Source organism: Pseudothauera rhizosphaerae, assembly GCF_004801305.1.
GTDB lineage: Bacteria > Pseudomonadota > Gammaproteobacteria > Burkholderiales > Rhodocyclaceae > Pseudothauera > Pseudothauera rhizosphaerae.
On sequence record NZ_SSOD01000001.1, the window covers coordinates 278965 to 300157 of the forward strand.

Below are 21193 nucleotides of genomic sequence, written 5' to 3' on the forward strand. Positions count from 1 at the left end.
CGTTCGGCCTTATCCGGCGAAAGGATTGACGATGGCAAGTCCGAGCGTCCGCTGTCCATGCTGCATGTCTTCGCTGTACAGCACTTCGGCGCCGGCTTTTTCGGCGGCGGCGAGGATGAGGCTGTCCCAGAAGCTGTAGCCGGTAAGTTCCATGATTTCGCTGGCACGCAGGATGTCGGCCGGGGTGCTGTCGCGGCGCACCCACAGGCTGTAGGTGCGCACGATCTCGCGCGCCTGGGCGATGCCCACGGGCGGGGAGAGCTTGCGCGTAACGTTGACGAAGAACTCCTGCAATACCTGCGGGCTCAGGACGCCGCTGCGCGTGTCCCACAGGCTGGCGAGCAGGCCCGCCGCCCGGACTTGCTTGTCGCCCGCGTTGCGGTCGTGGGCATAGAGCAGGATGTTGGTGTCGACGAAGGCGAGAGACGCCTTAACGTTCATGGACTTCGTCCCGGCCCGGGTACTTGCCACCGAGGTCGAAAGTGCCATGTTTCAGCCAGGCGAGCGCCTGGCGCCGGGCCTGGTCGTAGCGTTGCTCGGCATCGACCTGTTCGGCCAAGTCGGCAGCGAGGAGCTTGCTGACGCTCAGGTTGCGCTGGGCGGCAAGTTTCTTCGCGCGCTGGAGGGTGGTGGCGTCCAGCGAGACGGTGATGTTCTGCTTCATGGTGTCCGGTCCCGTTTGTCAGGATGAGGGGATTTTGCACGTAATTTACGTGTTGGACAAACGGCGGGAGGCCTGCAGCCCGCCACCTCGGCGGCCCTTGCCCCTCCCCGCCCGATGGTTATCCCTCAGGGCGCAATCCTTATCCGATAAATTCACTTCCCTGATATTAGGGCTTCACTATCATGCGTCCATCGCATCTAGTGCGCCCTTTGCCGGCGCGCTTTTCCTTGTTCCATTCCCATCCCGGAGCCCGCCACCATGACGCAACCCGTTGAGTCCTCCATCGTCCTGCCGCAGGAAACCGTTCAGGCGCCCGGCCGGCGCCGCCTGCTGCGTGCCGCCGGCGCCGTCGCGCTGGGCGCAGCCGCCGCCCCGTTCGCCACGGGCGTGTGGGCCGCGCCCAAGCTGCGCAAGATCACCTTCGCCTGGAACGCCAACGCCTTCTGCCTGACCCCCATCGTGGTGGCGCAGGAGCGCGGCTTCTTCGAGAAGCACGGCCTGGAGGTAGACCTGATCAACTACACCGGCTCCACCGACCAGCTCCTGGAATCGCTGGCCACCGGCAAGGCGGATGCCGCGGTGGGCATGATCCACCGCTGGATCAAGCCGCTGGAATCAGGGCTGGACGTGAAGCTCATCGGCAGCTCCCACGGCGGTTGCGTGCGCCTGATCGGCGCCAAGGAAGCGGGCGTGACCACGCTCAAGGACCTGCGCGGCAAGACCATCGGCGTGAGCGACCTGGCCGCGCCGGGCAAGAACTTCTTCTCCATCCTGCTGGGCAAGAACGGCATCGACCCGGACAAGGACGTGACCTGGCGCCAGTACCCAGCCGACCTGCTGGGCGTGGCGGTGGACAAGGGCGAGATCCAGGCCATCGCCGATGGCGACCCCAACCTCTTCCTGCTGGAAAAGCGCAAGCCCGGCGTGTACGTGGAGCTGGCGACCAACCTTTCCGGCGAGTACGCCGACAAGGTGTGCTGCTTCATCGGCGCCGGCGGCAAGCTGGTGCGCGAAGAGAAGCCGGTGGCGGCGGCCATTGCGCGGGCCATCGTCGAGGCGTCCGACTTCACCTCCCACAACCCCAACGAGTCGGCCGAGGTGTTCGCCAAGTATTCGCCCAAGGTGAGCCTGGAAGACCTGCGCAAGCTGCTTGGCACGCTCACCCACAACCACCATCCGCTGGGCAAGCAACTGCGCGACGAGATCGAGTTCTACGCCAAGGATTTCCGCACCATCGGCGTGCTCAAGGCGAGCACCAGTCCGGCCAAGCTGGCCGACCACGTGTTCGTAGACGTACTCGCCTGAGCCCGTGGGGAGGAATCCGGCCATGTCGTCCGCCACCCTTACTTCCACAGGTGTCGTCCCGCCGGGCGCCGAGGCTGCGGCTCCCGCCGCTGTCGCCGCGCCGGCCGAGGAAACGCGGCGCGCCCGTACATCGGCCGGCAACCCCGGTGTCTGGTGGAGCGGGGCGATCGCCGCGTTGATCTGGATCGCCGTCGGCGCCGTCACCCGCTTCATCCCCAACGCGTCCATCGGCTTCACCGAATGGAACCTGACCGCCGAGTTCGGCACCGGCACCGCCCTCGTGGGCGGCCTGCTGCTGGCCCTGGCGGTGATCGGCCCCCGTCTCGGGGCGGTCGCGCCGGTACGCGGGAGCGGCCCGTGGCTGATCGCCCTGGCGGCGCTCACGGCCGTGTGGCAGTTGCTCACCGCCAAGTACGCCGTGCTGCCCGCGCCCTTCTTCGCACCGCCGCAGGCGCTGGTGGAAGTCTATCTGGACGACTACGCCCGGCTCGCCGACAGTTTCTGGAACTCCCTCAAGCTCCTCGCCCACGGCTTCTTTCTGGGCGCCGCGATCGGCTTCCTGACCGGCGTGGGCATGGGCTGGTCCCGCGTGGTGGGCTACTGGGTTCATCCGCTGGTGCGCTTCATCGGCCCCATCCCGCCCACGGCGCTGCTGCCGCTGGCCTTCTTCTTCTCGCCCTCCAGCTACGCAGCCGCGGTGTTCCTGATCGCGCTCGCCACCGGCTTCCCGGTCGCGGTGCTGACCTGGTCGGGCGTGGCCAGCGTCAACCGCAACTACTACGACGTGGCCCGCACCATGGGCGCCTCCGAGTGGTTCCTGGTGCTGCGGGTGGCGATTCCGGCGGCGCTGCCGCAGGTGTTCGTGGGCCTGTTCATGGGCCTGGGCGGCGCGTTCTCCGTGCTCGTCGTGGCCGAGATGATGGGCGTCAAGTCCGGCCTGGGCTGGTATCTCACCTGGGCGCAAGGCTGGGCTTCCTACACCAACATGTACGCCGCGCTGATCATCATGGCGCTGCTGTGCTCGGGCCTCATCACGCTGCTGTTCGGGGTGCGCGACCGCGTGCTGTCGTGGCAGAAAGGAACCCTGAAATGGTAAGCGCCGTCATTGAACGCAAGCGCGAACACGAAGCGCCGGCGGCGGACAAGGCCGGCGTCGTCGGCTCCCACATCGACATCCGCGGCGTCAGCCACCGGTTCGACCTCAAGGAAGGGCCGCTGCCGGTGCTGGACGACGTGAGCCTGGACGTGAAGCCGGGCGAGTTCGTGGCCTTGCTCGGCCCCAGCGGCTGCGGCAAGTCCACCCTGCTGCGCCTGGTGGCCGGGCTGGAGCCGCCCAGCGACGGCAGCATCCGCCAGGACGGCCGCAGCATCACCCGGCCGGACCCGTCGCGCATCGTGGTGTTCCAGGATCCGACGCTGTTCCCCTGGCGCACCGTGTGGGACAACGTGGCCCTCGGCCTGCAGGCCCGCGGCGTGCTGAGCCGCGAGCGCAGCCGCGTGGACGAGGCCCTGTCCCTGGTGGGCCTGTCCGAATTCGCCAAGACCCATCCCCACCAGCTTTCCGGCGGCATGGCGCAACGCGTGGCGCTGGCCCGCGCCATCGTCAACGAGCCCAGCCTGCTGGTGCTGGACGAACCCCTGGGCAAGCTCGATTCCCTGACGCGGCTCGCGATGCAGAGCGAACTGGTGTCCATGTGGCAGCGCACCGGCTTCACGGTGCTGCTGGTCACCCACGACGTGGAAGAAGCCCTCTTCCTCGCCCAGCGCGTCGTCGTGTTCAGCGAACGGCCCGCGAAGATCAAGGCCGATTTCGAAGTCGATCTGCCCTACCCGCGCCACCGCGGCAGCCCGCGCCTGGCCGAACTGCGTCACCACGCCCTCGGCCTGCTCGGGCTGGATGCCACCTGGTAAGGCGCGGTGGCTGCCACCGCCCCTGCCTGGCTGGAATTCCTGCTCTGGCTGCTGCAAGGCCTGCAGACCGGACTGCTGGGTCTGGCCGATGCCCTCGGCCTGACCCGGCGCCTGGACGGCCAGCCCCTGTGGCCGCTGCCGTGGCGCTTCGCCAGCGAGATGCTGCGGGTGGACTTCGGCGTGGCGCGCCGGCTGGCCCTGGCGCTGGCGGCGGCAGCCGTCGTCGCCCTCGCCCTGCTGCTCGCCCTGTGGCGCCCGCTGCGGCGCCCGGCGCTCGTCGTCGGCGCGCTGGCGGCCGGCATCGGCGCGGGCTTCCTGGGCGCCCTGCTGCTCCAGCCTTCCAGCCGCGCCGCCGTGCTGGCCGAGGCCGCACCCACCCACTTCCACCGCTCGCCGCTGAGTTTCGACAGCACCGCCGTCGCTGACGGCGAGCCGCTCTACGCCGCCCACTGCGCCGCCTGCCACGGCAGCGACGGCCGTGGCGAGGGGCCGCGCGCGGCCGGCCTGCCCATGTGGCCGCCCGATCTCTCGCGCGGCCTGCTGTGGCAGAAGAGCGACGGCGAGCTGTTCTGGCACGTCCGCCACGGCACGGTCACCGGCCGCCGGCCCGGGAGCGCGGGAGAATCCGCCCTGCACGGTTTCGCGGACACCCTGTCCGACCGGGATATCTGGGCCACGCTGGCCTACCTGCAGGCGCTCGCCGCCGGCCAGAGCCTGCTGCGCACGGGACGCTGGGTGACGCCGGTGCCCCTGCCGGCGCTGGACGTGGATTGCGGCAGCGGCCCGGCGCTCGCGGAACGCGCGGGCGTGCGCCTGCGCGTGGTGGCCGGGCCGGACGTGCCGCTGCCCGATCCACGCCTGGACACGCTGCTGCTGCTGCCCCCCGATGCGGATGCCGGCACCGACACGGCGGCGGCCGACTGCGTCAGCCGCTCGGCGCAAGCCTGGAAGACCTTCGCGCTGATCGCGGGCGTCGCCCCCGAGCAGCTCGCCGGCACCCAGTGGATCGCCGACCGCCAAGGCTGGCTGCGTGCCCTCGGACGACCGCCCCTGGCGGGCTGGTCCGATGCCGACATGGTGTGCCGCAGCGATGCCGCCCCAGCGCCGAAAGCCGCCGCCGGCGAGGACGGCCTGGGCGCGTTGATCGCCCGCATGGATGCCGAACCGGTGCGTGCAATACGCGGCGCCTACATCCATTGACCCACCCACCCATCACCCGCGAGGAAACCCCATGAGCCAACCCGCTACCGGTCAGATCAAGCTCAACGCCTACATGAGCGGTTCCGGCGTCCAGGGCGACAGCTGGCGCCATCCCGAAGTGGACGTGGACGCCTACCGCAACTTCGAACGCTACCGGGACATCGCCGCCGCCCTGGAGCGCGGCCGGTTCCACTCCATCTTCTTCTACGACAACGTCTACGCGGACATCGACGCCCTGCCGTTCCACACCATCTCCCCGCGCTGGGACCCGCTGGTGCTGCTCTCCGCGCTGGCCGTCACCACCCGCCACCTGGGCCTCATCGGCACCACCAGCACCACCTACAGCGAGCCCTACAACGTGGCCCGCCGCTTCGCCTCGCTGGACCACCTCTCCGGCGGCCGCGCGGGCTGGAACGTGGTCACCTCCACCGCCGGCGGCGAGAACTTCAACCTGGACGCCCACCCGGACCACGCCGAGCGCTACCGCCGCGCCCACGAGTTCTTCGACGTGGTGACCGGCCTGTGGGACACCTGGGCCGACGACGCCGTGGTCGCCGACAAGGCCACCGGGCAGTGGGTGGACCGGGCCAAGGTGCGCACCCTCGACCACGCGGGCGAGTTCTTCCGCGTGCGCGGCCCGCTCAACGCCGCACGCCCGCCCCAGGGCTGGCCGGTGATCGCCCAGGCCGGTTCGTCCGAATCGGGCAAGGATCTGGCCGCGCGCGTCGGCGAGGTGCTGTTCACCGCCGAAACCGAACTGGAACACGCCCAGGCCTTCCGCGCCGACGTGCGGGCCCGCGCCGACCGCATCGGCCGCAACCCCAATCACATCAACATCCTGCCCGGCGTTTCGCCCATCGTGGGGCGCACCCAGGCCGAGGCCGAGGACAAGTACGGCGAACTCCTGCGCTACCGCGACCGCAACGCCACGCTGCAGGCCCTGGCCGCCTACGCCAGCCTGGGCGTGGACCTCGCCGGCCTGCCCCTGGACGCCCTGGTGCCGCTGCCCGACAAGGTCGCCGAGACCAACAGCCACAAGAGCCGCCAGGCGCTGATCCTGGACTACATCCGCAAGCACCGCCCCACCGTGGCCCAGCTCTACTCCCGCTTCACCATCGGCGGCCACCGCATCCTGGTGGGCACGCCGGAGAGCATCGCCGACGACTTCGAGCACTGGTTTACGAATGGCGCCTCCGACGGCTTCACCATCATGTTCCCGTCCGCGCCGGGCGGCGTGAACGACTTCGTGGACCTGGTGGTGCCCGAACTGCAGCGCCGCAGGCTGTTCCGCACGGAATACACGGGACGTACCTTCCGCGAGAACCTGGGCCTGCCGCACCGGCCGAACCGGCATTTCGTGTGATCAGGGCATCGCCACTCGCTCCAGCGCCTGTGCCGGAGCGAGTATTTCCAGGCCATCGAGCGGGGCGATCTGCAGCAGGTCGTTGGTATCAATAGTGGCCTGCTCAACTGCCATCGGCCAGCAGACGCTTCAACCGTCTCTCGCCATATGACAGACTCCTTACTTTGCTCGATAAGCGGTTATCATTGAGCACGTTTCCAGTGTCTTTGAGGCATTGGCATCGGCATTTGCCACATCCGCTATCAAGGCCGCCGGATGCGATCAAATCTGACTATTCCTCCGATGATCACCCATCGCCGGCTAGGCGAAATGCTTAAGATACGGACGCGCACCTCAGCTATGACCGACGAAGAGCTCTGCCTCGATTGTGCCGGCCTCAGGTGGGTTGATCCTGCGGGACTATGCCTACTCAGGCATCTGATTCAAAGCTTGAACGAGCGCAATGTCATCGTCCATCTACGTGATCTGCCGTTGGAGATGGAGTCCTACATGCGACGCATGGATTTGTTTGCTGATGCACCAAATCTCCGATTCGATGACCGGACTGGGAGCTATGCCCGCAACGATCTGCAAGGCAATCTGGTCGAACTGCATGACGTGACCCGGGTCGACGATTCGGACGCGACTGCGTTACGGATCGCACGAACGATCGTGGCTCAGATTCCCACCATCTCGACGGCCACTGACCCCGACGGCATGTGCCCGTCAGATGCAGAGAAGGCCGACAAATCCATCGCATACGTGTTCTCCGAATTGCTCGACAACGCCCTCATTCATGGCCGCCGGAGAGGCTATACCCATGCACAGGCGACGGTCGCCGCCCAGTACTTCCCACGAAGAAAACGCCTCCAGATAGCCATTGTGGACGACGGGTGCGGTCTGCTCCAGTCGCTCCAAAGCCACCCCCGTTTGCAGGATGGACACTCTCATGAAGCCGCGATTCGCCTCGCGCTCGAACCGCGGGTAAGCTGCAATCGTGACCTCCGCTATGCGCATGACTCGGCAAACCAGGGGGTGGGACTCACCGTCAGCACCCGGCTGGCGCTGGCATCCGGTGGAGAATTCACGATATATTCCGGCGATTCTGCCTACAATGAAGACGCTAACGGGCGTGCGGCAACCTGGCGGACGGCGGGGTGGGACGGTACCGGTGTCTTTATCGAGTTCTGCTCCGAACGACTGCCGACCATAGACGTATCACAGGTAGTCGCGGCCTTGCCAGGGTTCAGGCAGGTGCCCGGACTTCATTTTCAGTAACGTACAGGGAGCGCGCGATGACCACTGTCATGCTTGCCGAGCGGGCCGTCGGCGGCCGCTTGCTTGGGTCCAGGCCATCTGCCCACGCCATCCGAGATTTGATCGAAGCAACGCTGCAAGCTGGTGATCAAGTAGTGCTCGATTTTGCCGGGACGGACGTCACCCAGTCGTTCATTGACGAATTGGTCGGCGTGCTGGTGCTTGAACGAGGGGAGGATGTACTCCAGAGTCTCGTTTTTAGGAACTGCTCCCCCGATACACAGACGATCCTGCATTTCGTGGTCAGCGACCGGCTTGACCAACTCAGCCAGAGCCGACCTGTCCACTAACGCAGCATTTCGTCGGCAGCCCGCTTCTTGCGGGCTTTTGCACGCCTGCCTGGCGGCCTACGGCAAATAAACGTCGCTTTGTCGGCGCATGCGCCAAACGCCTATTCTATTAGCGGGTTTGCCGGAAGCGCGCGGTGCGCGCCTCTCAGATTACCCTGAAATGGTGCGTCCCATCGCGCCCGAGCTGCGCCACCAGTCCGAATTCCCAGTCCAGGTAGGCCTGCATGGCTTCCCGCGGGCTGTCGGTGCCCTCGTAGGGGCGGCGGTAGCGGTCGATGGGCGGGGAGGCGAGGCGGGTTTCGCCGCTCTCCTCCGGCAGGCCGGCGGCGAACCAGGCGGCGTTGCCGCCTTCCAGCAGCCACACTTCACCGTCCACCAGCGCCTCGACCTCCGGCACCACGTAGTTGGCGAGCTGGCTGCTGCCGCAGGTCAGCACGTAGCGGGCGGCGCGGGGCACCTGGCGCAGGACGTCGGCCAGTTGCGAGCGCAGCGCCCACCAGGCGCCGGGGATGTGGCGCTTGCGGTAGTTGGCCCCGGTGGTGAAGTCGAGGATCACGACGTCCTCGCCGGCGGCGAGGCTGCGGGACAGGGTTTCCGGCAGGATGCGGCGGGCGGGCGGCGGGGGCGGCACGGGGGCGCGCCAGGCGCCGCGCTCGCTTAGGTCCGCCGCGGCGATGCCATCCACCACGTGGACGTCCCAGGCCATCTGCGCCAGCCAGGAGGCGCTCATGTCGGCACGCACGCCGTCGCTGTCCGCGAGCACGATGCGGGCGCCGCGGGTCGGCGCCACCATCTCGGTCTCCTGCACGAGTTGGCCGCCGGGCACCGAACGGAAGCCGGGCAGGTGGCCGGCCTCGTACTCCTCGGGCGTGCGCACGTCGAAGAAGTAGGTGGTGCGCCCCTGCTGGCGCTGCCAGCCCTGGATTTCCGCCAGCGTGGTGCGGCGCACGCCGGCCCGGTCGGCCACGGCGCGGGCACGGGCCGCGGCCTGTTCGCGGGTGGCCGCGGAGACTTCGGGGAAGCGCCGGTCCGCGCCCTGCTCCAGCTTCTGCCCGGCCAGCGTCCAGCCTATGGTGCCGTTGCGCAGTGCGGCGACCGGGTTGGGGATGCCCGCATTGACCAGCGACTGGGTGCCGATGATGCTGCGCGTGCGCCCGGCGCAATTGACGATGACCCGCGTCTCCGGGCGCGGCGCGAGTTCGGCGATGCGCAGCACCAGTTCGGCACCGGGCACGCTGGTGGAGCCGGGGATGTTCATGGTCTGGTATTCGTCGAAGCGGCGCGAGTCGACGATCACCACGTCGGCTTTCGAGTCGATCAGCGCCTGCACTTCCTCGGCCGCGAGCGAAGGGGTGTGGCGCTCGGCCTCCACCAGTTCGCCGAAGGACTTGCTGGGCACGTTCACGTCGCGGAACAGCTCGCCGCCGGCCTCGCGCCAGCCAGCGACGCCGCCCTGGAACACGCGCACGTCCGTGTAGCCGAGACCGATCAGGCGCTGCGCGGCGAGTTCGGCAAGGCCTTCGCCGTCGTCGAGGGTGACGATGGGCACGTCACGCCGCGGCAGCTTGGACCAGGCGTCGAGCTCGATGCGCGCCAGCGGCAGGTTGGCCGCGAACAGCGGATGGGCCTGGGCGTGGGGGTCTTCCTCGCGCACGTCGAGGAGCGCGATCTCGCGGCGTTCGAGCAGCGCAGCGCGAACGTCGGCGTAGGTGGCGCGGGGAATGTCACGAAGCGATTCCTGCCGGCTAGCGGGTGCGTTCATGTGTAGCGATATCCTGTAGGATAAACATGCAAGGTTCGCATGATATAGATGTTCAACTATCAGCCATATTCGTTTTTCTGCTAACAATCCGTCCACCGAGCGCGCATGAACATCAAGATAGACGACCTCGTTTCCTTCGTCGCCACCGTCCATCACCAGTCCCTGTCGCGTGCCGCGGAGGCGCTCGGGCTGACCCAGCCCGCCGTCACCCGCCGCATCCAGAGCCTGGAGGAAAGCCTGGGCGCGGTGCTGCTCGACCGCGACACCAAGCCGCCCAAGCCCAACGCGCTGGGCCGCCGCGTGTTCGCCCAGTGCGAGCAGGTGCTGCGCGAGGTGGACAACCTCAAGGCGCTGGTGGAAACCGAAGCCGTGCCCCAGGGCCGGCTGCGCCTGGGCGTCACCCAGTCGGCGGCGGAGGTCGGCATCGGCGAACTGCTGGAAGCCTTCCGCGCCCGATATCCCGCGCTGGACGTGACCGTCAGCACGCGCTGGAGCGGCGATCTGGTGAAGCAGGTGGAGCGCGGCGACCTGGACGCCGCCACGGTGATGCTGCCGCGCGGCACCGACTTCCCGCCCGCCCTCGCCGCCCGCCACCTGATGGCCGTGGAGATGGTGGTGGTCAGCATGGCCGGCAGTTGGCCGGAGCGGCCCGAGCCCTACCGCCTGCACGACCTGCGCCACAGCAAGTGGATCGTCAACCCGGACGGCTGCGGCTTCCGCGCCCGCCTGCAGCGCGCGCTGGCCGATCTGGGCCTGCCCTTCCACGTGGCCATGGACGCCTTCGGCACCGAGCTGCAGCTCCAGCTCGTCGCCGAGGGCCTCGGCCTCGGCCTGGCGACCCGCGCGCAGATCGAACGCAGCCGCTACCGGGACCGCATCCGCGTGCTACCGGTGACCGACTTCAACCCCTCCACCGAGATGTGGCTGATCCACACCGCGGCGCCGGGCAACCTGAAGCGGCCCATCGAGCTGTTCGCCGAGGCGGCGGTGGCGACGTTTACCGTGGGCGGCGCGGATGCGCTGGCGGCGTAGATAAGCATCTATGGCAAACGCCATATCATGCGATCGCTGCATATAACGATATACATTTAATTCGTTTGCCTCATTGACTGGCGACTCCTAGCATCGCGTTTCCTGTTCAGGAGCGATGCCATGACCGCCACATTCCCGGCGCGCCCGGGCTGGGCGCAGGGCGGCGCCGCCACCGGGGCGAACTACACCGCCGACGCCTCGGCTCCACCGTGGCGGAGCGGCAGCGCAGAACGTCCGCTGCAGCCCGTCAACCTGCTCGAACTCGAAGAGGCCGCCGCCCGGGTGATTCCCGCCGCCGGCTTCGACTACATCGCCGGCGGCGCCGGGGACGAATGGACGCTGCGGGAGAACCGCGCCGCCTTCGAACGCAGGCAGATCGTCCAGCGCGTGCTCACCGGCAAGGTGGTCGCCGACACCGCCACGGAAATCCTCGGCACCCCCATCGCCCTGCCAACCATCGTCGCGCCCATGGGCGGCCAGGCCATCGCCCACGTCAGCGCCGAAGCCGGCACCGCCCGCGGCGCGGCGGCGGCCGGCACGCTGCACACGGTCAGCACCGTCGCCACCCTGAGCCTGGAGGACGCGGCGCGCGCCGCCGATGGTCCGAAGTGGTTCCAGATCTACCTGACCCGGGACGACGGCTTCAATGCCGAACTGCTGCAGCGCGCCCGCGCCGCGGGCTACGGCGCCATCGTGCTCACCGTGGACGTGCCCATCGTCGGCAACCGGGAGCGCGACCGCCGCAACGGCTTCGTCTATCCGCCGGCCGCCGCGCCGCGCAACTTCCTCGACGCAGCGGGCCGCCTGCGCCCCATCGAGCGCGCCTTCCAGCCCCGCCTGGACGCGGACAGCATCGCCTTCGTGCGCCGCCACGGCGGCCTGCCGGTGGTGGTCAAGGGCATCGCCACCGCGGAAGACGCGCTGCTGGCCCTCGATGCCGGCGCCGCGGCGATCCAGGTTTCCAACCACGGCGGACGCCAGCTCGACGGCGCGCCGGCCGCCTTCACCGTGCTGCCGGAAGTGGCGGCCGCGGTGCAGGGCCGTGTGCCGCTGATCCTCGACGGCGGCATCCGCCGCGGGGCCGACGTGTTCAAGGCGCTCGCCAGCGGCGCCGACGTGGTCGCCCTCGGGCGGCCGGTGCTGTACGGCCTGGCGCTGGGCGGCTGGCAGGGCGTGCAGTCGGTGTTCCAGCATCTGGAGGACGAACTGCGCACCGTCATGCAGCTCGCCGGCGCCGCCACCGTGGCCGACATCCGGCGCACCCGGCTGTACGGATAAGCGCCCCTTTCCGATCTCCCCATTCCCGGCCCGGACCCATCCGCACCGGACAACCCGCAAACGGAGCAAGATTCATGACCATCCTCACCATTTCCGGCAGCCCTTCCGCCACCTCCCGCAGCCACCGCATCCTGCAGCACCTCGCCGCCGAACTGCGCGCCCGCGGCGAGCGCGTGGACAGCATCGCCGTGCGCGACCTGCCCCCCGCCGCGCTGCTGGCCGCCGACACCAGGGACCCGGCCATCGCCAAGGCCATCGGCCGCGTCGCGGAAGCCCGCGCGGTGATCGTGGGCACGCCGGTGTACAAGGCGTCCTATTCGGGCCTGCTGAAGACCTTCCTGGACGTGCTGCCCCAGGACGGCCTGGCCGGCAAGACCATCCTGCCGCTGGCCACCGGCGGCAGCCTGGCCCACACGCTGGCGCTGGACTACGCGCTGAAGCCGGTGCTCTCCGCCCTCGGCGCCCGGCATCTGCTCGCCAGCATCTACGTGGTGGACAGCCAAGTGAAGATCGACGGCGAACTGCTGGAACTGGACCAGGCGGTGGACGAGCGCATCGGCGAGGGCCTGTTCCGCCTGCAGGAAACGCTCTCCGTGCGCGAGCGCACCGCCTCGCCCCAGGTGCTGGACCACGTAGCGGCCGGCGACCGGGAACGCCCCACGGTGCGCTACAGCGCCTGAGACGGCTGGAAAGCCGTAGTTCTCATATATCGATAGCAACTTTATTCGATTGGTTAATTATCCAAAATCCCTAACATGGCGGATGTACCCGTGGGCGGCCACGGACCGGCCGCCGCACTTCAAGCGAGGAAAGACATCATGAGCCTGGAATTCATCGGTTTCATCGCCCCGACGGAAAGCAGCGAATCCCTGGCCCCGCGCGGCCCCAACGTGGACCCCGGCTTCATCAAGGCCTTCGCCCAGGCGCAGGAATACGGCGGCTTCGACAAGGCGCTGATCGCCGTCAACACCGCGTGGCCGGACTCCTTCGCCATCGGCGCCTGGGTGGCCGCGGCCACCGAGCGCCTGGGCATCCTGGTCGCCCACCGTCCCGGCTTCCAGGCCCCCACCTTCGCCGCCCGCCAGTTCGCCACGCTGGACCAGTTGAGCGGCGGACGCGCCTCCATCAACGTGATCACCGGCGGCGACGGCGGCGACCTGCAGCGGGACGGGGATTACCTCCCCCACGACGAGCGCTACACCCGCACCGACGAATACCTGGACGTGGTCAGGAAGGTGTGGACCAGCGACAAGCCCTTCGACCACGAGGGCCAGTACTACCGCATCCAGGACAACCACACCCTGGTCAAGCCGGTGCAGAAGCCGCACCTGCCGGTGTTCTTCTCCGGCGCCTCCGACGCCGCGGTGCGCGTCGCCGCCAAGCATGCGGACGTCTACATGATGTGGGGCGAGACCCTGGAGCAGATCCGCACCCGGGTCGCCCAGGTGCGTGCCGAAGCCGCCAAGTACGGCCGCGACAAGCACATCCGCTTCTCCATCTCCTTCCGCCCCATCCTCGGCGCCACCGAGGAGGAAGCCTGGGGGCGCGCGGCACGCATCCTCGCCAGCGCCAAGGAACTGATCAAGGCCGAGAGCCATGCCCGCTTCCGCGCCCACAACAAGAACGTGGGCTCCGAACGCCTGGTGGACCTGGCCCACGCCGGCAGGGTGCACGACAAGCGCCTGTGGACCGAGATCGCCGCGCTGACCGGCGCCACCGGCAACTCCACCTCCCTGGTGGGCACGCCGGACCAGGTCGCCGAAGCGGTGGCCGAGTACTACGACCTGGGCGTGGACACCTTCCTGTTCCGCGGCTACGACCCCCTGCGCGACGCGGTGGAATACGGCCAGGACCTGATTCCGCGCATCCGCGCCCTGGTCGCCGCACGGGAAACCGGCGGCCTGCGCAAGGTCGGCTGATGGGCGCCGTCGACACCGTCCTGCTCACGCCCGCGGCCCGCGCCGCGGCGCTGGTGGAGACCTTCGCCGGCCGCGCCGCGGCCAACGACCGGGACAACCGCCTGCCGCTGGAGAACATCGCCGACCTGCACGCCGCGGGCCTGCTCGGCCTGACCGTGCCGAAGAGCGAGGGCGGGCTGGGCGGGGGCCTCGCCGACGCGCTCGCGGTGATCACCACCGTGAGCCGCGGCGACGCCTCCACCGCGCTGCTGCTGTCCCTGCACTACCAGTGGCACGCGCTCATCGCCGCCTCGACCCGCTGGCCGGCCGCCCTGCGCGCCCGTGTGGGGCGCGTGGCGGTGGATGGCGGCCTCATCAACGCCCTGCGCGTGGAACCGGAACTCGGCACCCCGGTGCGCGGCGGCCTGCCCGCCACCCGCGCCCGGCGCGCCGACGGCGGCTGGCGCCTCAGCGGGCGCAAGATCTATTCGACCGGCGCCGCGCTGCTGCACCACGCCGTGGTGTGGGCGGCGGCGGACGCGGAGGATGGCGGCGAACCGCTGCTGGGCTACTTCCTGCTGCCGATGGACGCGGCAGGCATCGGCATCGTGCCCACCTGGGACCACCTGGGCATGCGCGCCACGGTCAGCGACGACGTGGTGCTGGACGACGTGCGGGTGCCGGCCGACCACGCCGTGGACCTGCGCCCGGCCGCCGAATGGGCCGCGCCCGACCCGCTCATCGCCACCTGGAACCCGGTGCTGATCTCCGCCGCCTACGCGGGCATCCCGGAAGCGGCGCGGGACTGGCTGGTGCAGTGGCTCAACGGCCGCACGCCCACCAACCTGGGCGCACCGCTCTCCAGCCTGTACCGCTTCCAGCAGGTGGTGGGCGAGATCGAGGCGCTGATCGCGGTCAACCGCCGCCTGCTGCAGCACGCCGCCGCCGACTTCGACGCCGGCCGGCCCGGCGACCCGGTGCGCGCGAGCATCGAGGCCGGGTTCGTCAAGCAGGCCGTCACCGGCAACGCCATCCGCGCCGTGGAACTGGCCGTGGAAGCGGCCGGCAACCCGGCGCTGATGCGCGCCAACCCGCTCGAACGCCTGCACCGGGACGTGCTCTGCAGCCGCATCCACTCGCCCCAGAACGACATGATCCTGATCCAGGCCGGCCGCGCCGCGCTCGGCCTGCTGTAACCGATACCGTTCGCCCTGAGCCTGTCGAAGGGCGATTGGCCCGCAATAGAGGGCTTCGACAAGCTCAGCCCGAACGGTGGCGAGCAGATCGAAGCTTTCCCAGGCAAACGCCACCGAAGGACCCCCATGAACGCCCCCGAACGCAACTTCACCCTCAACGAACCGGCCCCGCGCACCACCATCGAGGAAGAGCGCCGCTACCGCAAGGAACGCCTGGCCGCCACCTTCCGCCTGTTCGCGCGCCAGGGCTACGACCACGGCCTGGCCGGCCACGTCACCGCCCGCGACCCGGAATACCCGGACCGGTTCTGGGTCAATCCCTTCGGCAAGCACTTCGGCCGCATCCGCGTCTCCGACCTGCTGCTGGTGGACCACCAGGGCAACATCCTGGTGGGCGACCAGCCGGTGAACAAGGCCGCCTTCGCCATCCATTCGGCCCTGCACGCCGCGCGCCCGGACATCGTCTCCGCCGCCCACACCCACTCCACCTACGGCAAGGCCTGGTCCAGCCTGGGGCGGCTGCTCGACCCCCTGACCCAGGACGCCACCGCCTTCTACGGCGACCACGTGCTGTTCGACGACTACACCGGCGTGGTGTGGGACCAGTCGGAAGGCCAGCGCATCGCCGCCGCGCTGGGCAACAAGAAGGCCGCCATCCTGCGCAACCACGGCCTGCTCACCACCGGCCCGTCGGTGGAGGCCGCGGCGTGGTGGTTCATTTCCATGGACAACGCCGCCCACACCCAACTGCTGGCCGAAGCCGCCGGCACGCCGAAGCCCCTGTCCCACGAGGTGGCCAGCCTCACCGCCGGCCAGGTGGGCGGACACCGCAGCGCGGCGCTGGGCTTCCACAGCCTGTGGGAGGCGCTGGTGGAAGAGGAACCGGACTTCCTGGATTGAGGCAGGGAGAAACGACACGATGAGCACCGCTTTCGGCAAGGGCACGCTGTGCATCCAGGCCGGCTACAGCCCCGGGGTGGGCGAGCCCCGCATCCTGCCCATCGTGCAGAGCACCACCTACAAGTACGACGACATCGAGCACGTGCGGCGGGTGATGACGCTGCAGGAGTTCGGCTTCAAGTACAGCCGCACCGGCAACCCCACCGTGGCCGGCTTCGAGCAGAAGATGGTGGCCCTGGAAGGCGGCACCGCCGCGGTGGCGACCGCCTCGGGCCAGGCCGCCAACCTGCTCGCGCTGACCAACATCTGCCGCGCCGGCGACCACATCCTGGCGCCGGCCACGCTGTACGGGGGTTCGTACTCGCTGCTGCACACCACGTTGCCCAAGTTCGGCATCGAGGCCACCCTCTTCGACCCGCAGGCCAGCCCCCGCGCCATCGCCCGCCTGGTGCGGCCCAACACCCGCGTGCTGTTCGGCGAGACCATCGGCAACCCGGGCCTGAACGTGCTGGACTTCGCCAAGCTGTCCGCGCTGGCGCGCCGCTTCGACCTGCCCTTCGTGGTGGACAACACGCTGGCCACACCGCTGCTGTGCAACCCGCTGCGCCACGGGGCGAACATCGTCACCCACTCGGCCACCAAGTACATCGACGGCCACGCCACCAGCGTGGGCGGCATCGTCATCGACGGCGGCAACTACGACTGGAACAACGGCAAGTTCCCCGACTTCACCGAACCGGACCCCAGCTACAACGGCGTCAGCTACACCGGGCAGTTCCCGAACTCGCCCTTCCTGATCAAGGCGCGGGCGCAGATCCTGCGCGATTTCGGCGCCTGCCTGAACCCGCACAACGCCTTCTTCTTCAACCTGGGGCTGGAAACCCTGCACCTGCGCATGGAACGCCACGGCGCCAACGCGCTGGCCCTGGCGCGCTTCCTGGAAAAGCATCCGCAGGTCGCGTGGGTCAACTACCCCGGCCTGAACCCGGCGGGCCGGCGGCGCATCGCCCGCCATTTCAACGCCCGCAACGGCAGCGGCGTGCTCACCTTCGGCCTGCGCGGCGGGCTCCCGGCCATCGACCGCTTCGTCAAGCGGCTGCGGCTCGCGGCCCTGGTCATCCACGTGGGCGACGCCCGCAGCTCGGTGCTGCATCCCGCGTCCAGCACCCACGCCCAGCTCGACGAGGAACAGCAACGCAGCGCCGGCATCGCGCCGGAGATGATCCGCGTCTCGGTGGGCATCGAGGACACCGCCGACATCGTCGCGGATTTCGCCCAGGCCCTGGCTACGGACCCGACCCCATGAACAAACCCTTCGAAAACGTGGCCGCCACCGGCGCGGCCCTGCGCCTGAACATCGACGGCGCGCACTATCTCGGCCTCGCCGCGGCGCCCGAGCGCATCGCCCGGCGCCTGTCCATCGCGGTCAGCCCGCGCGCCTACCTGCCCGAGATCGACGACCTGCGCAGCGACTGGGTAGCCAGCGTGGCCGTGCCGGCCTTCAAGCTGGTCCGCCAGCGCCAGGGCGTGCAGCCCGCCTTCTGCGCCATCGGCACCGGCGTCGGCCTGGACGCCCTGTCCGCCATCGAGACCCTGGGCGCCACCCGGGTCGGCATCACCGACGTGCACGAGGAAGTGGTCGCCGCCGCCCGCGCCAACATCCTCGCCAACCTGCAGCCCACCCATCCCGTCCGCGTCGAATCCGGCCACGGCGACCTGTTCGAGCCCCTGCGCGACCTGCGTCCGCGCTACGACCTGATCTACGAGAACCTGCCCAACATCCCCATCGAGGACGCCGAGCGCATCGCCCACGCCCGCACCAGTTCCAGCCACCTGCCGCCCCGCACGGAAGAGATCCCGGCGCTGGTGCGCGCGCAACTGCTGTCCCTGCACTACCTCGCCCTGCAGCAGGCCCACGACTTCCTCGAACCCGGCGGCGCCGTGCTTTCCATGCTCGGCAGCCGCATCCCGCTCGCGGTGTACGAGGAGATGGCGCGCCTGGCCGGCCATCGCGGCGAAATCTACACCTACGGCTGGAAGCTCCAGGCCGACGCGGAAGCCGTGCTCCAGGGCCACGCCGCCCAGCAGCGCGCCGGCTACGGGCCCTTCCACTTCTACCGGGCCGGGCACCTGGCCGACGCCTTCGCCGGCGTGGATCTGGCCACCTCGGGCGAACAGGCCCACGCCATCGAGGCCCGCCTCGCCCCCGCCCGCCTGGACCCGCAGCAGGCCTGGGACGCGCTGCAGCGCGGCGAGCCCATCGGCCACACCTTCGTCGTGCTGCGCTCCCGACCGGAGCGCAGCGCATGAGCACGTATTCGCTATCGCACGCCGCCGCCGCGGTCCAGGTCCTGCGCCGCCACCTGGAGCGGCGCGCGCCCGGCGACGACGCCCTCGGCCACGAGCTGGCCGGCATCCTGCACCACCTGCGCGAAGTCGGGTTCGGCGACGGCCTCGCCCACGGCAGCGGCCATCCGGTGGCCGCGCTGCTGGATGGCGAGCTGCCGTCCCGCAACGGCCGCGTGGCCGACGTGGTGGCCGCCTTCCGCCCCCTCTTCGCCGCCCTGCCCTGGCGCTACGGCTACACCCCGCGGCCCGACTTCCCCGGCCTGGAAACGCGCATGGCGTGGGCCGAGCTGGTCGGACCGCTGGCCCCCTTCCGCAGCGACCGCGCATGCCTGGGCCTGACCTTCATCGCCCCCCGCACGCGCTACCCGGAGCATTTCCACCCGGCGGTGGAAACCTACTTCGTCCTCAGCGGCACCGCCCGCTGGACCGCCGCCGGCGTCACCCACGAACGCGTGCCCGGAGACTGGGTCCTGCACCCCTCGGACATCATCCACGTCATGGAAACCGGCGACGAACCCCTGCTGGCCGCCTACACCTGGAGCGGGGACATCGTCTCGCCGTCGGTCTATCCGCAGGCGGCAGAAGTCAGCTATCAACCCGGCAACTGAATACACCACAACCGTTCGGGCTGAGCTTGTCGAAGCCCGCTTGATGCAACGCCCTTCGACAGGCCTGTCCTGAGCGAAGCCGAAGGGCTCAGGGCGAACGGTGTTGCCTGAATGGTTGCCGGGTTAATAGTCATCCCCTTCGCCCGCGACGGTGACGAAGCCCATCTTCCTCACACCCGCGTTGCGCGCCGCCGCCATCACCTGGGCCAGCCGCTCGTAGCGCGTGGCGCGGTCCGCGCGCAGGTGCAGCTCCGGCTGCGGCTGCGCGGCGGCGGCCTGCGCCAGCCGGGCGTCGAGCACCTCCGCGGGCAGTTCCTCGCCGTTCCAGTACAGCCTGTCCTGCGCGTCGAGCGCGAGCGTCACGGTTTCCGGCCGCTCCGGGTCCGCCGTGGCGGCGGCCTGGGGCAGGTCGATGCGCACCGCGTGGGTGAGCAGGGGCGCGGTGATCATGAACACGATCAGCAGCACCAGCATCACGTCGATCAGCGGCACCATGTTGATCTCGCGCACGGGCTCCGTCCCGCTGCCGGGACCCAGACCGCCGAACGCCATCAGTCCTGCCCCCGCGGGGTACGGACGGGTGCGGCGGCGAGCCGCGCGCCGGTGGTCAGCCAGGCATGCAGATCGTGGGCGAAGGCGTCGAGTTCGGACAGTTCCAGGCGGTTCGCCCGGCTGGCGGCGTTGTACGCCAGCACCGCCGGGATCGCCACGAACAGGCCGAAGGCGGTCATGATCAGCGCCTCGCCCACCGGCCCGGCCACCTTGTCCAGCGTCGCCATGCCGGAAACGCTGATGTTCACCAGCGCATGGTAGATGCCCCACACGGTGCCGAACAGGCCGATGAAGGGCGCCGTGGAGCCGATGGACGCGAGCGCGGTCAGGCCGGATTCCAGGTGCGCGGTGGAAGCGGCGATGGAGCGGCGCAGCGCGCGCACGAGGAATTCGTCCGCATCCAGGGTCGCGGCCAGCGTCCGTGAATCCACGGGGCGGCCCAGATGCTCGGCCGCCGCCACGCCCTGGCGGGCCAGGGCCGCGAAGGACGAATGCCGCGCCTCGGCGTCGAGCACCGCCAGCGCCGCGCCCAGCGAGGTTTCCGCCCAGAAGCGGTCCACCGCGCGGACGCTGCGCCGGCCGCGCACCGAGTGCAGCACGCGCAGGCCGATCAGGTACCAGCTCAGGACCGACATCGACAGCAGCATCGCCGCCACCGCGCGGATCGCCGCGTCCGACTGCGCCCACAGGTGGGCCAGGCCAAAAGAACCGCTTTCCATGCTCAACGTGCTCCAAGTCTGAAGATGATGGGAACCAGGACGGCCGCCTCCACGGCCCGGCCGCCCCGCCGCGCGGGGACGAAGCGCCAGCCGGCCACCGCCTCGCGCGCCGCCCGGTCCAGGTGCTCGGAACCCGAGCCGGCGACGACCTCGATGCGCAGCGGCCGCCCCTCGGCGGACACGGCGACCCGCAGCGTGACCTGTCCTTCGTGCCGCTGCCGGCGAGCGGGCAGCGGGTAGGCCGGCGCGGGATTGCTCAGGTAGTCGGCGTCGAAGCGCGGCGCCACCAGGGCCTCGTCCGCCGGCGTGCCGCGAGCGGACGGCACGCCGCCGCCGGCGGGGGCCGGCGCGGCATCCGCCGCGGCGGGCGCCGGTGCCGCCTCCTCCGGCGGGGCGGCGGAATCGGCCGCCGTCAGTGCGGTCGGCGAAGGCGTCTCCACCGCCTCCGCCTGCTTTTCCACCTTCGCCTCCGGCTTCCGCACCGGGGCCGGTGCCCGTTTCCGCGGCGGGGTCGCCACCGCCCGGGGTTCGGGCGGAGCCGGCGCGGCGGCTGGCGGTGCCGGGGCGGGAGCCGGCGTGGGCGCGGGCAGCGGGGCGGAGATCAGCGCAACCTCAATCACGCTGCTCTCCCCCGCCGTCTGCCGCTCCGGCCACGTGGCGAGGATCGCCAGCAGGCCGGCACCGTGCAGCGCCAAGGCCAGCAGGGCGGCCAGACAGCGTCCGGCGGCCCTCACCTCCCCCGCGCGCCGCAAGCCGTACCGCGAGTGCGGCGCGCGACCGTCTTCCCGCGGCGGTGCTCCGCCCGCGGGGGCGTTGCCACCGACGGGCGCAGCCCGGCCTTGCCCGGCAACGAAACCCCCGCCTGCCGGC

The 21193-nt window shown here is 69.9% G+C and carries 22 protein-coding genes; 16 read left to right on the forward strand and 6 right to left on the reverse strand.

Annotated elements, in window-relative coordinates; all coding sequences use genetic code 11:
* Positions 1–9: 9 nt before the first annotated feature.
* Positions 10–441, reverse strand: coding sequence for a PIN domain-containing protein (locus E6O51_RS01340; RefSeq protein WP_136383166.1), 432 nt, complete (start codon positions 439–441; stop codon positions 10–12).
* Positions 431–664, reverse strand: coding sequence for a DUF6364 family protein (locus E6O51_RS01345; RefSeq protein WP_136383167.1), 234 nt, complete (start codon positions 662–664; stop codon positions 431–433). The genes E6O51_RS01340 and E6O51_RS01345 overlap by 11 nt, the downstream gene beginning before the upstream one ends.
* 258 nt (positions 665–922) lie before the next feature.
* Between E6O51_RS01345 and E6O51_RS01350 the strand changes: the two genes are divergently transcribed.
* From E6O51_RS01350 to E6O51_RS01380, 7 genes are all read left to right on the forward strand, one after another.
* Complete coding sequence (locus E6O51_RS01350; RefSeq protein WP_136383168.1) at positions 923–1969, forward strand: ABC transporter substrate-binding protein; 1047 nt, start codon at positions 923–925, stop codon at positions 1967–1969.
* 22 nt (positions 1970–1991) lie between these two features.
* Positions 1992–3065 carry an ABC transporter permease gene (locus E6O51_RS01355; RefSeq protein ID WP_136383169.1) on the forward strand — a complete coding sequence of 358 codons (1074 nt, stop codon included), beginning with the start codon at positions 1992–1994 and terminating at the stop codon, positions 3063–3065.
* Complete coding sequence (locus E6O51_RS01360) at positions 3059–3880, forward strand: ABC transporter ATP-binding protein (RefSeq protein WP_136383170.1); 822 nt, start codon at positions 3059–3061, stop codon at positions 3878–3880. Before E6O51_RS01355 ends, E6O51_RS01360 begins: the two co-directional genes overlap by 7 nt.
* Before the next feature lie 6 nt (positions 3881–3886).
* Positions 3887–5080 (forward strand): c-type cytochrome, encoded by a 1194-nt coding sequence (locus tag E6O51_RS01365; RefSeq protein ID WP_136383171.1) that lies wholly within the window; start codon positions 3887–3889, stop codon positions 5078–5080.
* 31 nt (positions 5081–5111) lie between these two features.
* Positions 5112–6443: an LLM class flavin-dependent oxidoreductase gene (locus E6O51_RS01370; protein ID WP_136383172.1), complete on the forward strand. Its 1332-nt coding sequence runs from the start codon at positions 5112–5114 to the stop codon at positions 6441–6443.
* Between the two features lie 339 nt (positions 6444–6782).
* Positions 6783–7700, forward strand: coding sequence for an ATP-binding protein (locus E6O51_RS01375; protein WP_168735147.1), 918 nt, complete (start codon positions 6783–6785; stop codon positions 7698–7700).
* Between the two features lie 17 nt (positions 7701–7717).
* On the forward strand, positions 7718–8029 hold the full coding sequence (locus tag E6O51_RS01380) for an STAS-like domain-containing protein (RefSeq protein ID WP_136383174.1): 312 nt from the start codon (positions 7718–7720) through the stop codon (positions 8027–8029).
* Between the two features lie 145 nt (positions 8030–8174).
* Here the strand turns inward: E6O51_RS01380 and E6O51_RS01385 are convergent, their stop codons facing one another.
* Positions 8175–9791, reverse strand: a complete 1617-nt coding sequence (locus tag E6O51_RS01385) for a rhodanese-related sulfurtransferase (RefSeq protein WP_136383175.1) — start codon at positions 9789–9791, stop codon at positions 8175–8177.
* 105 nt (positions 9792–9896) lie between these two features.
* Between E6O51_RS01385 and E6O51_RS01390 the strand changes: the two genes are divergently transcribed.
* The 9 genes from E6O51_RS01390 to E6O51_RS01430 all read left to right on the forward strand — a co-directional run bounded on the left by E6O51_RS01390 (position 9897) and on the right by E6O51_RS01430 (position 19052).
* Positions 9897–10823, forward strand: coding sequence for a LysR family transcriptional regulator (locus E6O51_RS01390; protein ID WP_136383176.1), 927 nt, complete (start codon positions 9897–9899; stop codon positions 10821–10823).
* Positions 10824–10943: 120 nt separating this feature from the next.
* Positions 10944–12101, forward strand: coding sequence for an alpha-hydroxy-acid oxidizing protein (locus E6O51_RS01395; protein ID WP_136383177.1), 1158 nt, complete (start codon positions 10944–10946; stop codon positions 12099–12101).
* Between the two features lie 74 nt (positions 12102–12175).
* Positions 12176–12781: an NADPH-dependent FMN reductase gene (gene ssuE / locus E6O51_RS01400; RefSeq protein ID WP_136383178.1), complete on the forward strand. Its 606-nt coding sequence runs from the start codon at positions 12176–12178 to the stop codon at positions 12779–12781.
* A 138-nt stretch (positions 12782–12919) separates the two neighbouring features.
* Positions 12920–14020 (forward strand): LLM class flavin-dependent oxidoreductase, encoded by a 1101-nt coding sequence (locus tag E6O51_RS01405; RefSeq protein WP_136383179.1) that lies wholly within the window; start codon positions 12920–12922, stop codon positions 14018–14020.
* Positions 14020–15195, forward strand: a complete 1176-nt coding sequence (locus E6O51_RS01410; RefSeq protein ID WP_136383180.1) for an acyl-CoA dehydrogenase family protein — start codon at positions 14020–14022, stop codon at positions 15193–15195. The genes E6O51_RS01405 and E6O51_RS01410 overlap by 1 nt, the downstream gene beginning before the upstream one ends.
* A gap of 87 nt (positions 15196–15282) precedes the next feature.
* Entirely contained in the window at positions 15283–16095 is an 813-nt protein-coding gene (locus E6O51_RS01415; RefSeq protein WP_269140094.1) for a class II aldolase/adducin family protein, read from the forward strand.
* Positions 16096–16114: 19 nt separating this feature from the next.
* The gene (locus E6O51_RS01420; protein ID WP_136383182.1) at positions 16115–17401 is read left to right on the forward strand and encodes an O-acetylhomoserine aminocarboxypropyltransferase/cysteine synthase family protein; all 1287 of its coding nucleotides are present in this window, start codon (positions 16115–16117) and stop codon (positions 17399–17401) included.
* Positions 17398–18405, forward strand: coding sequence for a class I SAM-dependent methyltransferase (locus tag E6O51_RS01425; RefSeq protein ID WP_136383183.1), 1008 nt, complete (start codon positions 17398–17400; stop codon positions 18403–18405). Before E6O51_RS01420 ends, E6O51_RS01425 begins: the two co-directional genes overlap by 4 nt.
* Positions 18402–19052 carry a dimethylsulfonioproprionate lyase family protein gene (locus E6O51_RS01430; RefSeq protein ID WP_136383184.1) on the forward strand — a complete coding sequence of 217 codons (651 nt, stop codon included), beginning with the start codon at positions 18402–18404 and terminating at the stop codon, positions 19050–19052. Before E6O51_RS01425 ends, E6O51_RS01430 begins: the two co-directional genes overlap by 4 nt.
* Before the next feature lie 123 nt (positions 19053–19175).
* On the opposite strand, the gene E6O51_RS01435 is transcribed toward E6O51_RS01430, so the two are convergent.
* Genes E6O51_RS01435 through E6O51_RS01445 form a run of 3 tightly spaced genes read right to left on the reverse strand, consistent with a single transcriptional unit; the run spans position 19176 to position 21057 of the window.
* On the reverse strand, positions 19176–19604 hold the full coding sequence (locus E6O51_RS01435; RefSeq protein WP_136383185.1) for an ExbD/TolR family protein: 429 nt from the start codon (positions 19602–19604) through the stop codon (positions 19176–19178).
* The gene (locus tag E6O51_RS01440) at positions 19604–20323 is read right to left on the reverse strand and encodes a MotA/TolQ/ExbB proton channel family protein (RefSeq protein ID WP_136383186.1); all 720 of its coding nucleotides are present in this window, start codon (positions 20321–20323) and stop codon (positions 19604–19606) included. The genes E6O51_RS01435 and E6O51_RS01440 overlap by 1 nt, the downstream gene beginning before the upstream one ends.
* Before the next feature lie 2 nt (positions 20324–20325).
* Entirely contained in the window at positions 20326–21057 is a 732-nt protein-coding gene (locus E6O51_RS01445; RefSeq protein WP_230976663.1) for an energy transducer TonB, read from the reverse strand.
* Positions 21058–21193: the final 136 nt, after the last annotated feature.

Bases quoted from the DNA above. Each gene is read 5' to 3' on its own strand.
- E6O51_RS01375 (WP_168735147.1), top strand. From the start codon at position 6,783: ATGACCGACGAAGAGCTCTGCCTCGATTGTGCCGGCCTCAGGTGGGTT.
- E6O51_RS01355 (WP_136383169.1), top strand. From the start codon at position 1,992: ATGTCGTCCGCCACCCTTACTTCCACAGGTGTCGTCCCGCCGGGCGCC.
- E6O51_RS01350 (WP_136383168.1), top strand. From the start codon at position 923: ATGACGCAACCCGTTGAGTCCTCCATCGTCCTGCCGCAGGAAACCGTT.
- E6O51_RS01430 (WP_136383184.1), top strand. From the start codon at position 18,402: ATGAGCACGTATTCGCTATCGCACGCCGCCGCCGCGGTCCAGGTCCTG.
- E6O51_RS01390 (WP_136383176.1), top strand. From the start codon at position 9,897: ATGAACATCAAGATAGACGACCTCGTTTCCTTCGTCGCCACCGTCCAT.
- E6O51_RS01425 (WP_136383183.1), top strand. From the start codon at position 17,398: ATGAACAAACCCTTCGAAAACGTGGCCGCCACCGGCGCGGCCCTGCGC.
- E6O51_RS01420 (WP_136383182.1), top strand. From the start codon at position 16,115: ATGAGCACCGCTTTCGGCAAGGGCACGCTGTGCATCCAGGCCGGCTAC.
- E6O51_RS01340 (WP_136383166.1), bottom strand. From the start codon at position 441: ATGAACGTTAAGGCGTCTCTCGCCTTCGTCGACACCAACATCCTGCTC.
- E6O51_RS01380 (WP_136383174.1), top strand. From the start codon at position 7,718: ATGACCACTGTCATGCTTGCCGAGCGGGCCGTCGGCGGCCGCTTGCTT.
- E6O51_RS01395 (WP_136383177.1), top strand. From the start codon at position 10,944: ATGACCGCCACATTCCCGGCGCGCCCGGGCTGGGCGCAGGGCGGCGCC.
- E6O51_RS01440 (WP_136383186.1), bottom strand. From the start codon at position 20,323: ATGGAAAGCGGTTCTTTTGGCCTGGCCCACCTGTGGGCGCAGTCGGAC.
- ssuE (WP_136383178.1), top strand. From the start codon at position 12,176: ATGACCATCCTCACCATTTCCGGCAGCCCTTCCGCCACCTCCCGCAGC.
- E6O51_RS01345 (WP_136383167.1), bottom strand. From the start codon at position 664: ATGAAGCAGAACATCACCGTCTCGCTGGACGCCACCACCCTCCAGCGC.
- E6O51_RS01370 (WP_136383172.1), top strand. From the start codon at position 5,112: ATGAGCCAACCCGCTACCGGTCAGATCAAGCTCAACGCCTACATGAGC.
- E6O51_RS01385 (WP_136383175.1), bottom strand. From the start codon at position 9,791: ATGAACGCACCCGCTAGCCGGCAGGAATCGCTTCGTGACATTCCCCGC.
- E6O51_RS01360 (WP_136383170.1), top strand. From the start codon at position 3,059: ATGGTAAGCGCCGTCATTGAACGCAAGCGCGAACACGAAGCGCCGGCG.
- E6O51_RS01405 (WP_136383179.1), top strand. From the start codon at position 12,920: ATGAGCCTGGAATTCATCGGTTTCATCGCCCCGACGGAAAGCAGCGAA.
- E6O51_RS01435 (WP_136383185.1), bottom strand. From the start codon at position 19,604: ATGGCGTTCGGCGGTCTGGGTCCCGGCAGCGGGACGGAGCCCGTGCGC.
- E6O51_RS01410 (WP_136383180.1), top strand. From the start codon at position 14,020: ATGGGCGCCGTCGACACCGTCCTGCTCACGCCCGCGGCCCGCGCCGCG.